Source organism: Candidatus Omnitrophota bacterium (assembly GCA_034717435.1).
Classification (GTDB): domain Bacteria; phylum Omnitrophota; class JAUWXU01; order JAUWXU01; family JAUWXU01; genus JAYELI01.
Map to the genome: position 1 here is coordinate 1 of JAYELI010000022.1, position 14,242 is coordinate 14,242.

Consider the following 14,242-nt stretch of genomic DNA (forward strand, 5'->3'; position numbering starts at 1 on the left):
TATCCGTCAGAACTCTTTACGCTGCTTCAGGACCAAATTTTCTTCGAATGTCAAAGTCCTTCAGCAGCTAAGTTCTTCCTATCCGTCAGAACTCTTTACGCTGCTTCAGGACCAAATTTTCTTCGAATGTCAAAGTCCTTCAGCAGCTAAGTTCTTCCTATCCGTCAGAACTCTTTACGCTGCTTCAGGACCAAATTTTCTTCGAAAATTTGGCTGCCCCGCCTGGACTCGAACCAGGACAACATGATCCAGAGTCATGCGGACTACCAATTATCCAACGGGGCAATTAGTTTATTATTAACTTTGTTTTAAGGCATATATGATCTTGATCCAGCCCTGAACCAGAACTCGCTTTGCTCGTTCGGTTCAGGGTTACAATAAACCAAATCAAAAATTTGGTTTATTGTAAAGTCATGCGGACTACCAATTATCCAACGGGGCAATTAGTTTATTTCTTCCAAAGAATCCCTCAGCATTAACCGTAATACCTTTTTACCTTTTGTGGTTTTGAAATAACGTTCTCGTCTGAAAGCATCCTGTTTTGATAGAAAAAATTCGTAAAATATAATTTGGGCATTAGAAAACCTGTGGGTAGAGTAAACTTTACCCAGTTTATGTTCATTCAAGCGCCTTTTCAAATTTGTTGTAGATCCGATATAAAACTTTTTATCGCTTTTACTCCATAATGTATATACATAATGCATGCTTATTTCGCTCCAGCCATGCTCCAGTCCCAAACCAATGAACCAGCCCTGAACCGGAACTCGCTTTGCTCGTTCGGTTCAGGGTTACAATGAACCAAATCTTTGATTTGGTTCATTGTAAAGTCATGCGGACTACCAATTATCCAACGGGGCAATTAGTTTAAATTATCCAAATACTTTTTCTTTTTTCAAAAGCTCCTTCCAGACCTGATCAGTGTTTTTCTGGATTTCATCAATTTCCTCTCCGGTTAAGTGCCTGAACCTTCCCTGGAGCTTGAGATATTCGGAAACAGGTTTTTTGTTAGCGGGTTTTTTGACTTTATACCTACCCTGTTTTACCTCATATAAGGGAAAAATGCAAGTCTCAATCGCTAATTTTGCTATTTTAACCGTAAGATTGGAAGGATATTTCCAGCCGGCAGGACAGGGAGATAGTATTTGCATAAATTTAACGCCTTTGAGCTGTTTGGCAATTTGTAATTTGGCAATAAAGTCTTCGGGATGAGAAATACTGGCGCTGACACTGTAAGGTATCTTATGAGCAGCCATTATTTCGATCATATTTTTTTTAGGGCCTTTTTTAAAAGCCTTAACCGGGGTAGTGCTGGTCCATGAACCATGAGGAGTGGAAGAGCTTCTCTGGATGCCGGTGTTCATATAGGCCTCGTTATCGTAACAGACATAGATCAGGTTATCTCCTCTTTCGGCAGCGCCGGAAAGCGCCTGAATACCAATATCCATGGTTCCGCCGTCACCGGCCCAGGAAAGAACAGTTACCTCATTTTTCCCTTTAACTTCCAAGGCAGCGTTGACTCCCGCGCCGCAGGAAGCAGCAGTCTCAAAAGCAGTATGAAAAAGCGGAACCCCTGCCGAGGAATAAGGAAACGGGCCGTCAATAACCGTCCAGCAGCAGGCCGGTAAAACAATTATGGTTTTTCTGCCAAGCGCCTTCAAGGCATAACGCATAGCCAGGGCTGCCCCGCAGCCCTGGCAAGCAAGATGCCCGGGGTTTAATATCTCTTTTTCAGGAATGGTCAATTTCATTTTTTCAAGCCTATCCAGTTGATATCTTTCTTTAAGCCCTGCTTTTTATATAAAGAATCGATCATCTTTTCGATATCTTTACATCTAACATCCCTGCCTCCTAATCCAACGACAAATCCATAAACCAAAGGCTTTCTTTTTTGGCTATAAAGAGCTGATTTTATCTCGGAAAAGAAAATGCCTTCATTTCCGAAAGAAATATTCCTGTCAAGCACGCCTATTACCCCGGCCTTTTTTGCCAGTTTCCTGATCTCTTCTTTCGGAAAAGGCCTGAAGGCCCTTATCCTTACCAGGCCTGCTTTTCGTCCCTTTTTACGCACCCGGTCTACTGCCTCTTTTGCTGTCGAGGACAACGAACCTGAAACAACCAATATAACATCGGCATCATTAGACCTATATTTTTCTACTAATCCATAATTGCGGCCAAACTGTTTTCCAAATTCCTTCCCAACCTCGTTGATCAAGCCCCTGGCTTCTTCCATTGAGCAGGCAATCTTGTATCTAAACTCATAATACCATTCCGGGTTAACCAGGCCGCCAAACGCATGCGGCTGATCAATATCCAGCTTATACTTTGGATCATAAGAAGGTAAAAATCTATCTACCTTTTTTTGTTCGGGGACATCTACCGGTTCGGAAGTATGAGAAAGAATAAACGCATCCAAAACAACCATTGCCGGAAGGTTTACCTTCTCCGATATCCTATAGGCCTGAATAATTGTGTCTACTATCTCCTGATTGCTTTCGCAGTAAAATTGAATCCAGCCCGTATCACGCTGGGCCAGGGAATCGGTCTGGTCACTCCATACATTCCAGGGCGGGGCCATAGCCCGGTTAACATTAGCCATAACTATCGGCAGTCTCGCTCCGCTGGCCCAGTGCAGCATTTCGTGCATCAAGGCCAGGCCCTGCGAAGAAGTAGCAGTGAAACTGCGGCATCCAGCAGCCGATGCGCCGATACAAGCAGCCAGGGCAGAATGTTCTGACTCGACTTTGGCAAATTTTGCTTTCAACTCTCCGCTGGCTACCATCTCAGAAAGCTTTTCCACTATTTCTGTCTGGGGGGTAATCGGATAGGCAGCAATTACTTCTGCCCGTGAGATCTTTGCCCCAAAGGAAACAGCATGGTTACCGGTGATAAACTTCTTCATAATACCTTACCAATTAAAATTGCTAATTTTGTATCTACGAATTACCACGAATATATTAGCTCATAGTTGATAGCTGATAGTTCATAGGTACATCTATAAACTTACAAATATACGAATGTGTCTAGATTTCCGCTTAATTTCAACGAATTTTCCGCCAGAGGCGGATTCTTTTTCATTTACCATCAGCTATGAACTATGAGCTTTTCAGCTCACAACACTTATCTTTTTTCCCTCTCCATAGTTATCGCCTTTACCGGACAAACCTCGGCGCAAATACCGCAGCCTTTACAATAGCTTAGGGTTATCGTTGGATTATCTGCCGGGATAATGCAGGATTCAGGGCAAAACTTCCAACAAAGCATACAACCTGTGCATTTTTCCCGGTCAACAACCGGCCTGGTTGACATCCAGCTGCCGGTCTTATTAGAACGGGTATTGCTTAAGGAAACGACTAAATAGGGCAGGTCCTTTCCCCTTTTAAAAATAACCTTTCTGGAGCCGGTTTTTTTCGTCTTCTCAGGGCTCACGGGCTAACCCTCTTCTTTATCTCTCCGGCCGAGGCAATTATTATCCTGACCTTCATTCCGGTTATCACTTCTATGTTCTCCTCGGTAATAACATCCTCCGGGGTTGCGGTTGCTATAACCAAATATCCGTCTTTGATGTCAACCGGTAGAACATTATGCTCTCTGCATAATTCAACCGGCACTTTATTTAGCGCCTCGATGTTTATTTTGTACTTTTTTAAATCGACAAAAGATATATTGTATCTGAGCGAAAGGGCCTTAAGAAGGTTTTGCTCAGAGACATAGCCCAAATCTGTCAATACCTCGCCCAAACTCCTATTGACCTGGGCCTGCTTTTCAAGCGCCCTGTGAAGCTGTTTGAAATTAATCAGCTTATCTTTTATTAATATTTCGCCCAGTTTTGAACCAAACTGCCTTGCCAGGGCTAAGTCAAGTTTTTCTTTGGTTATATAATTTAATCTTACAAGGATTTCGCCTAAAAGTTTTCTTTCCTTGTGCTGGACCATTAACGCGTTATTCAATTGTTTTTGACTAACGATCCCGCCTTCGATTAAAATTTCTCCCAGCCTTTTGAGAATTTTCTTCATAAAATTACTCTTCTTCGGATGCTAAAACCCTGTATATTTCCGACGGCAGGGTAAGGCCCTTTGTTACCAGGCGGTTGCCGGCATCCCTTAATGTTACCATACCCTCTGCAAGAGCAACATTATTAATCTCTTCTGCCGATGCCTGTTTTGAGATCAAGGTCTTGATCGTCTCGGAAACCTTCATTATCTCGAATATGCCCGTGCGCCTGCGAAAACCAGAATTATTGCAGTACTGGCAGCCTTTGCCTTTACAAAGATCGCAGGTCAATCTTACCAGGCGCTGGGCAACAATACAGCTCAAGGTCTCTGCAATAAGATAGGGTTCCATACCCATATCCATTAAACGAATAACGGTATGGGCAGAATCCTTTGCGTGCAAAGTGCTGAAGATCAGGCACCCGGCCAATGAAGCCCGCAAAGAAATCTGGGCTGTTTCCGCGTCTCTGATCTCTCCGATCATAACAACCTCTGAATCCTGGCGCAGAATAGCCCTCAGCCCGCTGGAAAATGTCATCCCGAATTCGCTGTCAACCTGAGTCTGGCTAACACCTGAAAATTTAGACTCTACCGGATCTTCAATAGTATAAAAACTCTTTTCCCGCGTCTGGATCTTGTTTAATGTTGAATATAAAGTAGTCGTCTTACCACAGCCCACCGGACCGGTAATCAAGATAAGGCCCTGGGGCCTTGAAACAAACGATCTATATATATCCAGTCCTTCTTCGGACATCCCCAGCTCTTCTAACTTTCTGACGTATTTTTCCTTGTCTATAATCCTCAGGACGATTTTTTCCCCGATGATCGTCGGCAGGCTCGAAACCCGCAGATCCAGGTTTTTTTCCCCGAACTTGAAATTAAACCGGCCATCCTGGCCCTTACGCTTCTGGCTGGGGTCCATATCACTAGCTACCTTGAGCGCGTTTATTACTGACTCCGGCCCACTGCTCAGGTTTTCTATTTTGCCTATATCTTTCAAGATTCCGTTGATCCTGTACCTCACCGAAATCCACTTTCCGGAAGGATCTCTGTCCGGCTCAAAATGAACATCAGTAGCTCCCATCTCGATCGCCCGGCTGATAATCGACTGGGCTATTTGCCATGCGCTTTCTTCCGGTTTATCTTTTTGTTTATTGATTCTCATCCCATTCACCCCTTCTTAATTAGACCATAAGCCTCTTTGGCCGCCATTACATTCTGTTTTGTTTTTATAAAAACGTACTCCTCTATAGAACCTATGATCGAATAGATCCTTACCTCCGGGCTTATCCCTGCAAAGGCACCTAAAACAGCGGTATTGACAATCGGTGAAGCAGGACTGCCCAGGCCATATTTCAAGGCAACTGTCTGGGCGTCTACGGTAAATACTTTATCATTGGATAAACCGAATTTAAACCAAGAAGGGCTGTGTTCCGAGTTAATTAAAATTACGCTGTTCTTTTTCATGCCCCGGGTTATGTCTACTGTTTTAAGCAAACCGGGATCAAGGACAATTACGCAATCCGGCTGATAAATCTGTGATCTTATTCTTATTTCCCTGGAGGCAATACGGGTAAAAGCGGTTACCGGCGCCCCCCTTCTTTCTACTCCAAAAAAAGGGAATGCCTGGACATTCCTGCCTTCCTTAAATGCCGCTAATGCCAGAATGCGGGAGGCAATAACCGCTCCCTGTCCGCCCCTGCCATGAAACCTAATTTCTGTCATCTTCCCTGTTCCCTTTATATCACAAATACCAGTTAATATCAGTGGAATTCAGGCCGCTTTAGAAACCATCAGTACGGCATCCTGCAGCCTTTTAATCGTCTTTTCCTTTCCGAGCAGAGAAACCACCTCAAACAACCCCGGGGTCACTGTCCGTCCGCTGAGAGCCGCCCTTACCGGATGAATCAGTAAAGTGCTGGGTATATTTAAATCCTTGATCAAAGACCGGCAGAGTTTTTCAATGCTTTCAGGAGTAAAATTTTCCAAAGATCTCAGTCTTTTTATTAATTCCTTAAAAATAAGCGGGGTTTTTTTATCCTCGGTGATTTTTTCCCTGGCATCTTTGCTATACCTGAGTTTTTTCAGAAAAAAATAATCAGTCTGCTCTTTTATCTCAAGCAAGGTCTTTATCCTGCCCTGAAAAAGCTTGATCAGTTCCTTATTTTCCTCTCCCAAAAAAGGAGACGTCAGACGAACCAGTTCTTCGGTGCCAAGCTTCTTGATGTACTGGCTGTTTATCCAGTCCAACTTGTCCGGGTTAAATATTGCGCTGGTCTTAACTACTTTTTCCAGCGAAAATTTGCTGACCAGTCCATCCCGGTCTATTATTTCCTGATTTTTACCCGGCGACCAGCCCATCAGGGCCAGAAAATTGACCAACGCATCGGAAAGATAGCCTTGTTCACGATAATAATTCACGGCTGTGGCCCCCTCCCTCTTAGAAAGCCTCAGTTTGTGCGCGCCCATGATCAGGGGAATATGGGCAAACTCCGGGGTTTCAAAATTAAGCGCGTGATAAAGGACTGTTTGCTTGGGAGTATTGGAGATATGGTCATCACCTCTTATCACATGAGTAATTTTCATATCATAATCATCTACTACACAGGCAAAATTATAAGTAGGATAACCGTCTGATTTCTGGATGACAAAATCTTTCAGGAGCCTGTTGTCAAATTCAATTTTACCGTGCACCAGGTCATTTATTTTTACCTGTTCGGCCGGAACCTTAAACATAATCGCATCCTGGCCATTAACACGATAAGCCTTTTTATCTTTTAGCAGCTGCCGGCTGTATTTCCTGTACAAATCCAGGCGCTGGGCCTGAAAACAAGGGCCTTCATCCCAGTCAAGCCCTAACCAACGCAGGCTCTCTAAAATTTCATCCAGAAATGCCTTATTAGAACGCTGGCGGTCTGTATCCTCTATCCGTAAGATAAAACTTCCCTTGTTGTGCCTGGCAAATAGCCAGTTAAAAAGAGCGGTTCTTACGCCTCCGATGTGAAGATGTCCGGTTGGACTGGGAGCAAACCTGACCCTGACCGGCTGACTCATATAATTCCCTTTCGTTTTGCGTCGTGCGTCATGCGTATTGCGACTCCGTCATTGCGAGGTGCCGAAGGCGCCGAAGCAATCTAATGAAAATAGAGATTGCTTCGCTTGCTACGCTCGCTCGCAATGACAAACGCAGTATGCACAACGTATAACGCATAACGCACGACGAACCTATAGTATCTTTTTGGCCGCTTCTACAATGCCTGCAGCCGAAAGACCGTATTTATCAAGCAAAAGCTCCCGAGGGCTCTGCTCTATGAACGAATCAGGTAATGTAAGCCTTTCAACCTTAATATCTGTTTTACCTTTTTTTGCCAGAAACTCCAGAATAAGGCTGCCAAAACCATTCCGGCCAATATGTTCTTCAACCGTAATTAAAGTTTTAATTTTGCGGCTTAATAATTTTTCCAGTAAAGCCTCGTCTAACGGCCTGATAAAACGGGCATTGACTACCGTAGTTTCAATGCCCTGATTACTTAACTTTTCAGCAGCTTCTAAGGCAGGATAAACCATACTGCCTATAGCTACGATAGCTATTTTACCGCCTGTTCTCATAATTTCAGCCTGGCCGATGGGAATAATCCGATAGTTTTTATCAATCTCGATTTCTCTGCCCTTGGTCTTGGGGTATCTGAGGGCTATCGGCCCGGAATGGGAAAAAGCGGTAAACAACATATCTTTCAGCTCTTTTTCATCCTTTGGCGCCATCAATACCAGGTTAGGAATGTGTCCAAGATAGGCAATATCAAAAACTCCATGATGAGTAGGCCCATCCTCACCCACTATTCCTGCCCGGTCAACAGCAAATATAACATTCAGATTCTGCAGGCAGACATCATGGATTATCTGGTCATAAGCCCGCTGCAAGAATGTGGAATAAACAGCTATCATCGGTTTAAGGCCGCCTTTAGCCAGGCCGGCGGCAAAAGCAACTGCATGCTGTTCGGCTATACCCACATCAAAAAATCTTTCCGGAAAATCCCTGACAAATTCTATCAAACCTGAACCCGCTGTCATAGCCGGGGTAATTACTACCAGTTTTTTATCTATAGAGGCCAGTTCCCGCAAAGTCCGGCCAAAAACCTCCGCATAGGTAACATTAAATAATTCCTTTGGTTTTGAGACACCGGTTTTAATATCAAACGGCTTAGCGCTGTGAAACCTGACCGGATATTGTTCAGCCCACTTGTAACCTCTGCCTTTTTTCGTAACCAAATGAATCAAAACCGGGTCGTTCATCTGTATTATATTCTTTAAGGTGCGGACTATCAATGCGATATTATGTCCGTCGATCGGCCCGAAATAACGAAACCCCATTTCCTCAAAGAATCTGCCGGGAATAAGAAGCCCTTTCAGGCTTTCCTCCAATCTCTTAACTGTAGTTAACATCCCCGACCCAAGCCGGGGAATCTTCTTTATCAGGGTCTGTAAATCTTTACGAACACGGTTGTATATGGGGTTGGTAATTATTTCGTTCAGGTATTTACTCAATGCCCCTACGCTGCGAGAAATAGCCATTTCATTGCTGTTTAAGACAACTATCATTTTCTTACCAAGCTGGCCGGCATGATTTAAGGCCTCAAAGGCCATACCGCCGGTAAGCGCGCCGTCACCAATAACAGCTATCACGTTTCTCTTTTCAGAAGCCAAATCCTTAGCCGCTGCTAAACCCAAAGCCTGTGAAATAGAAGTAGAGGCGTGACCGACAGTAAATAAGTCATGAGGGCTCTCATCTTTATTGGGAAAACCGCTTATTCCTCCAGACTGGCGCAGTGATGGAAATCTTTTTTTTCTGCCGGTTAAGATTTTGTGGCTATAGGCCTGATGCCCCACATCCCAGACTATAGCATCTTGAGGGGAATCAAAAACATAGTGAAGAGCTACGGTTAATTCAACCGCGCCCAGGCTCGAGGCCAGATGCCCTCCGGCCCGGGAAACCACCCTGATCATCTCTTCCCGAATCTCCTCAGCCAGCTGGGGAAGCTGTTTAAGCCGCAGTTTCTTTAAATCAGACGGGCTGTCTATTTTATCTAAAAGTTTATCCATCTTATTATATTGTTAAATTGTTAAATGGTTAAATTGTTAAGATAGAGATTTGTATTCTAAATTTTAAAACACAAAATTTTTTACATCAACAATTTAACAGTTTATCAGTTTAGTGAGGTAGTTATCGATCGCCCGGGCCGCGCGTTTACCCATGCCCATGGCTTCAATTACCGTGGCAGCGCCGGTAACAATATCTCCTCCGGCAAAAATATCCGGCACCGAGGTCCTGCCTTCCGGATCTGCCTCGATATTGCCCCGTTTATTTAATTTCAGCTCAGGTATTGTTGAAAGCAGTAATGGATTCGGCCCCTGGCCAACAGCCACTACTACCAAATCACAGTCAAAATCAAACTCTGAATCAGGTATTGCAACCGGCCTTCTCCGGCCGCTTGCATCCGGCTCAGCCAGCCTGTTTCTTAAACACCTCATTGCCCTAACCCAGCCATTTTCATATCCGTAGATTTTAATCGGGCTGGTAAGCAATTCAAACTTTATACCCTCTTCCCGGGCATGTTTTATTTCTTCAAACCTTGCCGGCATTTCAGATTCGCTGCGACGATAAACTATCGTAACCTCGCCCGCCCCGAGCCGCCGGCTGACCCTGGCAGAATCCAACGCTACATTGCCGGCGCCAATAACCGCTACCTTCCTGCCGATATTAACCGGCGTGTCATAATCGGGAAACCGATAAGCATTCATCAAATTAACCCTGGTCAGAAACTCATTGGCTGAATAAACGCCGTTAAGATTTTCTCCTTTTATTCCTAAAAAATAAGGCAATCCTGCGCCGGTTGCGATAAAAAAAGCCTTAAAACCCTCAACCCTCAACTGATCGATGGTCTTGATCCTGCCGATAACTGCGTTTACTTCCATTTTAACCCCAAGTTTTTCAATATATCCGACTTCTGTATCTACTATTTCCTTAGGCAGCCTAAACTCCGGTATGCCGTAACGCAAAACCCCGCCGACAGCGTGCAGTGATTCAAATATAATAACCTGATATCCTGTTTTGGCCAAATCAGCGGCAGCAGTCAAACCTGCCGGGCCGGAACCGATTATTGCTATCTTTTTCGTATTGCCTATTGCGTATTGCGTATTGCGTTCTAATTCTTTAAATTTCTGTTCTGGTCTTTCTGACACACCATGAGAAATTGCCCAATCGGCTACAAATCTTTCTAAACTTCCAACAGCTATTGGTTTTCCTTTTTTGGCCAATACGCAAGCCTTCTCGCACTGGGTTTCCTGGGGACAAACCCGGCCGCAAACAGCCGGCAGATTATTCTTCTCTTTTAAAACCTGGTAAGCCTTATCGAAACTGCCTTTCTTGATCTCAGCGATAAATCCCGGGATATCTATTTCGACCGGACAACCCTGGATACAACCCGCGTTCTTACACCCCAAACACCTCTTTGCCTCCAAAATAGCCTGTTCAGGGGTATAACCTAAGGCTACTTCGTTAAAGTTGTTTATCCGTTCCTGGGGATTCTGCTCTTTCATTTTTTGCCAGCTAATTTCCGGGATCTGCATTCTTTCTTTTTAAACCTGGCCTGCCTTTTCATCAATTCATCAAAATCAACTAAATGCCCGTCGAATTCCGGTCCGTCTACGCAGGCAAACTTTGTTTCATTGCCGACTGTCACCCTACATGAACCGCACATCCCGGTCCCATCCAGCATAATCGAATTAAGAGAAACCAATGTCTTTACCTTATAATGCCTGGACAAATTACTTACCGCGGCCATCATCGCCAGCGGCCCGATAGCGTAGATTAAATCGAAAGATTTATCTTTTAGCAAGATCTCACTGAGGAGATCGGTTACAAATCCCTTGCGGCCATAAGAACCATCATCAGTAGAGACATAAACCTTACTGGTTAAGGCCCGCAACTGTTTTTCCAATATTAAGTCCTCCGCGGACTTAGCTCCGAGAATAACAGCTACTTCTCCCCTTTCTTGCTTAATCGCCCGGGCGATCGGATAAGCCTCAGCCGCGCCTACTCCTCCGGCAATAAACAAAACTCTTTTTTCTTTGACAGCCAGGGAGGGCTTGCCCAGAGGACCGGCCAGGTCAAGTAAACCGTCACCGGCATTTAAAGAGCATAATTGATCTGTTGTCTTGCCTGCCTTCTGAACAATTATACTAATCGTGTCCTCGGGCTCATCAAAGCCATGGATGGTTAAGGGAATTCTTTCTCCTTTTTCAGTTATTCGCAGGATAATAAATTGGCCCGGTTGGGCCGCTTTAGCAATCTGGGGTGAGGATATTTCCAGGTAACAAACGGAAGGATTTAGGTCTTCCTTTTTCAGTATCCTGTACATAATCTTTTGCGAAGGGCTATAGACTCCTACAATTTTTCTATTATTCTTTCGATAAAACTTGCCCGGCCGGTCCGGGGATCAATGTCTATCACAACCCCCTGAAGCTGAATGTTTTCATCAGCCATCTGGAACCTAACCGGCATACAAGTAATAAACCGCTCTAAGACCTGCTCTTTCCTCCTGCCTAACACAGAGTTTATCGGTCCGGTCATCCCTATATCGCTGATATAGGCTGTTTTATTGGGAAGTATCTTTTCGTCAGATGTCTGCACATGAGTATGGGTACCGGCCACAGCGCTGACCAGGCCATCAAGGTACCATCCCATGGCTATTTTTTCGCTGGTTGCTTCAGCGTGAATATCTACAACAATTACCCTGGTTTCCTTTTTTATCCGGTCTATTTCTTCCCTGACTGATTTAAAAGGACAATCCATGGGCATCATAAACACGCGGCCTAAAAGATTTATAACTCCGATCTTTATTCCACTTTTCCCCTCAATCACCAAACTGCCTTTACCGGGAACACCAAAAGGATAATTGGCCGGGCGAAGCAATCTGTTTTCAATATCTATTATGTCAAGAACCTCTTTTTTCTTCCAGATATGATCACCGCTGGTTATTACATCAATCCCAAAAGATAAAAGTTCCTTAACCATAGCCGGGGTAAGCCCGCTGCCCCCAGCTGCATTTTCACCATTGGCAACCACCAGTTCCGGTTTATGAACTGTTTTGAGCTTACCCAGGAGAGTCTTTATTGCCTGACGCCCGGGACTGCCAACAATGTCACCGATCATTAAAACCTTCATCTTTGCCTTCCTTTTAAAGTGTCAAAGATTCAAAGTGTCATCGCTCACTTCGTTCGCTAGTGTCAGAGAAAGATCTTACTTTGACACTCCCTAAGTGGTCATTTAGCATAGTCGATCGCCCGTGTTTCCCTGATTACCGTTACCTTTACCTGGCCGGGATATTCTAACTGTTCTTCTACTTTTCCGGTAATCTCGCGGGCCAGGCCTACAGCCGCCAGATCATCTATCTTATTGGGCTGGACAATGACCCTGACTTCTCTGCCGGCCTGAATAGCATAAGCTTTCTCTACCCCTTTGAAAGCGTTAGCTATTGACTCTAATTTTTCAAGCCGCTTAACGTATGTCTCTAAGGTTTCGCGCCTCGCCCCCGGCCTGGCTGCTGAAATAGCATCGGCAGCCTGAATTAAAACAGCCATCAGGCTTTTGGCATCTTCGTCCTGATGATGGGCGCTTATTGCATGAATAACCTGCGGCGATTCACCATATCTTTTTGCCAGATCAGCGCTGAGCTTGGCATGAGGCCCTTCTATTTCATGGGTTAATGCCTTACCGATATCATGCAGCAGGCCTATTCGTTTGGCAATCTTTACATCTTCACCCAACTCAGCTGCTATTATACCCATCAACTGACTAACCTCTTTTGAATGCTGCAGGACATTCTGGCCGTAACTGGTCCTGTACTTAAGCCTGCCTAAAAGCTTAACCATCTCCGGATGAATCCGGTGAACACCGGTATCAAAGACAGCCTGCCGCCCTGCTTCCTGAACTGCTTCAGCCAGTTCTTTTTTAGTTTTGGCGACAACCTCTTCGATCCGCGCCGGGTGTATCCGGCCGTCAACCACTAACTTCTCCAGAGAAAGCCTGGCGGTTTCGCGGCGGACCGGGTCAAAACCGGAAATAACCACTGCTTCGGGAGTATCATCTATTATGATATCCACTCCGGTGACTGCTTCTAACGCCCTGATATTTCTACCCTCGCGGCCGATAATTCTCCCTTTCATCTCATCGCTGGGCAGGTTGACCACTGAAACCGTTGATTCAACAACCTGGTCAGCTGCATAGCGTTGAATAGCCAGGCTTAAGATCTCTTTGGCCTTTTTATCGGCTGTTTCCCGGGATTCATCTTCGACTCTTTTAATCATCAGCAAGCCTTCTCTTCTCACTTCGCTTTCCATTCTGGAAAGAAGAAGCCTTTTTGCCTCATCAGCGCTAAGGCCTGATATCTTCTGCAGTTTATCTTTCTCTTCATCGATCAGCACACCTAACTCTGCCTTTTTATCTTCAACGGCTTTCTCTTTGGAATATATACCCTTCTCCCTTTGCTGAACCTGATTTTCCTTTTCTTCCAGGATGTCGACCTTGCGGTCTAAGTTTTCCTCTTTTTGGGTAATTCTTTTTTCCAGCGCCAAAATTTCCTGGCGCCTATCTTTGGTCTCCCGTTCAAAATCAATTCTTGCTTTGTAAAGCTGGTCTTTTACCTCTAATTCGGCCTCACGGCGCCTGGCCTCGGACTCTTTTCGGGCTCTTTCCAGCATCTCCCCGGCCACCTTTTCGGCTCTTTTCACTTTTCTTTCGGCCATAAATTTCCTTATCACATAGCCCAGAAGAAAAAGAGCAACCCCTATTCCAAAGGCGATCAATCCGGAAACAAGTACAGTCAAATGCTTATACAATGTTCCACACCTCCTTACTATCTATAGCATGCCTTTCACAAAACTCATAACACACTTATTTTACGATTCGTTTAACGGGCTTTTGTGCTTTTAGTTCTGTGGAAGGCTATATTTACAGCTATAGTTAACTAAATAAAAGGCTTATAGTTACTAAACAAAATATTATACATTAAACATTCGGAGGTGTCAAGATAATCTCTATGGGTGTTATCTACGAATTAAAAGTGCACAGTTTTAGAGCGATTTATGTTTTAAAAGTGCACACCTTAACCGAAATTAAAAATAATAACGCTAAAAAGGTCATTCTGAGGCCGAAGGCCGAAGAATCTCAGAAAACACGGTTTTATGGGAGATCC

12 protein-coding genes and 1 tRNA gene are annotated in these 14,242 nt (G+C 44.5%); all 13 read right to left on the reverse strand.

Annotated elements, in window-relative coordinates; all coding sequences use genetic code 11:
* Positions 1 to 210 precede the first annotated feature (210 nt).
* Positions 211 to 285, reverse strand: a tRNA-Gln gene (locus U9Q08_01635).
* Positions 286 to 869: 584 nt separating this feature from the next.
* Positions 870 to 1,748, reverse strand: coding sequence for a 3-methyl-2-oxobutanoate dehydrogenase subunit beta (locus tag U9Q08_01640; protein MEA3328431.1), 879 nt, complete (start codon positions 1,746 to 1,748; stop codon positions 870 to 872).
* The gene (locus U9Q08_01645; GenBank protein ID MEA3328432.1) at positions 1,745 to 2,899 is read right to left on the reverse strand and encodes a transketolase C-terminal domain-containing protein; all 1,155 of its coding nucleotides are present in this window, start codon (positions 2,897 to 2,899) and stop codon (positions 1,745 to 1,747) included. Before U9Q08_01645 ends, U9Q08_01640 begins: the two co-directional genes overlap by 4 nt.
* 218 nt (positions 2,900 to 3,117) lie before the next feature.
* Positions 3,118 to 3,426, reverse strand: a complete 309-nt coding sequence (locus U9Q08_01650) for a 4Fe-4S binding protein (GenBank protein MEA3328433.1) — start codon at positions 3,424 to 3,426, stop codon at positions 3,118 to 3,120.
* Complete coding sequence (locus U9Q08_01655; GenBank protein MEA3328434.1) at positions 3,423 to 4,013, reverse strand: hypothetical protein; 591 nt, start codon at positions 4,011 to 4,013, stop codon at positions 3,423 to 3,425. The genes U9Q08_01650 and U9Q08_01655 overlap by 4 nt, the downstream gene beginning before the upstream one ends.
* Before the next feature lie 4 nt (positions 4,014 to 4,017).
* Positions 4,018 to 5,154, reverse strand: a complete 1,137-nt coding sequence (locus tag U9Q08_01660; protein ID MEA3328435.1) for a GspE/PulE family protein — start codon at positions 5,152 to 5,154, stop codon at positions 4,018 to 4,020.
* Positions 5,155 to 5,159: 5 nt separating this feature from the next.
* The gene (locus U9Q08_01665) at positions 5,160 to 5,714 is read right to left on the reverse strand and encodes a 2-oxoacid:acceptor oxidoreductase family protein (protein MEA3328436.1); all 555 of its coding nucleotides are present in this window, start codon (positions 5,712 to 5,714) and stop codon (positions 5,160 to 5,162) included.
* A gap of 48 nt (positions 5,715 to 5,762) precedes the next feature.
* A complete protein-coding gene (gene gltX, locus U9Q08_01670) occupies positions 5,763 to 7,043 on the reverse strand; it encodes a glutamate--tRNA ligase (GenBank protein ID MEA3328437.1) in 1,281 nt (426 codons plus the stop codon).
* Between the two features lie 171 nt (positions 7,044 to 7,214).
* On the reverse strand, positions 7,215 to 9,089 hold the full coding sequence (dxs, locus tag U9Q08_01675) for a 1-deoxy-D-xylulose-5-phosphate synthase (protein ID MEA3328438.1): 1,875 nt from the start codon (positions 9,087 to 9,089) through the stop codon (positions 7,215 to 7,217).
* Between the two features lie 93 nt (positions 9,090 to 9,182).
* Positions 9,183 to 10,586 (reverse strand): NADPH-dependent glutamate synthase, encoded by a 1,404-nt coding sequence (gene gltA / locus U9Q08_01680; protein MEA3328439.1) that lies wholly within the window; start codon positions 10,584 to 10,586, stop codon positions 9,183 to 9,185.
* A complete protein-coding gene (locus U9Q08_01685) occupies positions 10,583 to 11,407 on the reverse strand; it encodes a sulfide/dihydroorotate dehydrogenase-like FAD/NAD-binding protein (protein MEA3328440.1) in 825 nt (274 codons plus the stop codon). Before U9Q08_01685 ends, gltA begins: the two co-directional genes overlap by 4 nt.
* A gap of 26 nt (positions 11,408 to 11,433) precedes the next feature.
* Positions 11,434 to 12,213: a TIGR00282 family metallophosphoesterase gene (locus U9Q08_01690; GenBank protein ID MEA3328441.1), complete on the reverse strand. Its 780-nt coding sequence runs from the start codon at positions 12,211 to 12,213 to the stop codon at positions 11,434 to 11,436.
* 98 nt (positions 12,214 to 12,311) lie between these two features.
* On the reverse strand, positions 12,312 to 13,874 hold the full coding sequence (rny, locus tag U9Q08_01695) for a ribonuclease Y (protein MEA3328442.1): 1,563 nt from the start codon (positions 13,872 to 13,874) through the stop codon (positions 12,312 to 12,314).
* Positions 13,875 to 14,242: the final 368 nt, after the last annotated feature.

Coding starts and splice junctions, on each gene's coding strand:
- U9Q08_01640 (MEA3328431.1), bottom strand. CDS start 1,748: ATGAAATTGACCATTCCTGAAAAAGAGATATTAAACCCCGGGCATCTT.
- U9Q08_01645 (MEA3328432.1), bottom strand. CDS start 2,899: ATGAAGAAGTTTATCACCGGTAACCATGCTGTTTCCTTTGGGGCAAAG.
- U9Q08_01655 (MEA3328434.1), bottom strand. CDS start 4,013: ATGAAGAAAATTCTCAAAAGGCTGGGAGAAATTTTAATCGAAGGCGGG.
- U9Q08_01660 (MEA3328435.1), bottom strand. CDS start 5,154: ATGAGAATCAATAAACAAAAAGATAAACCGGAAGAAAGCGCATGGCAA.
- U9Q08_01665 (MEA3328436.1), bottom strand. CDS start 5,714: ATGACAGAAATTAGGTTTCATGGCAGGGGCGGACAGGGAGCGGTTATT.
- gltX (MEA3328437.1), bottom strand. CDS start 7,043: ATGAGTCAGCCGGTCAGGGTCAGGTTTGCTCCCAGTCCAACCGGACAT.
- dxs (MEA3328438.1), bottom strand. CDS start 9,089: ATGGATAAACTTTTAGATAAAATAGACAGCCCGTCTGATTTAAAGAAA.
- gltA (MEA3328439.1), bottom strand. CDS start 10,586: ATGAAAGAGCAGAATCCCCAGGAACGGATAAACAACTTTAACGAAGTA.
- U9Q08_01685 (MEA3328440.1), bottom strand. CDS start 11,407: ATGTACAGGATACTGAAAAAGGAAGACCTAAATCCTTCCGTTTGTTAC.
- U9Q08_01690 (MEA3328441.1), bottom strand. CDS start 12,213: ATGAAGGTTTTAATGATCGGTGACATTGTTGGCAGTCCCGGGCGTCAG.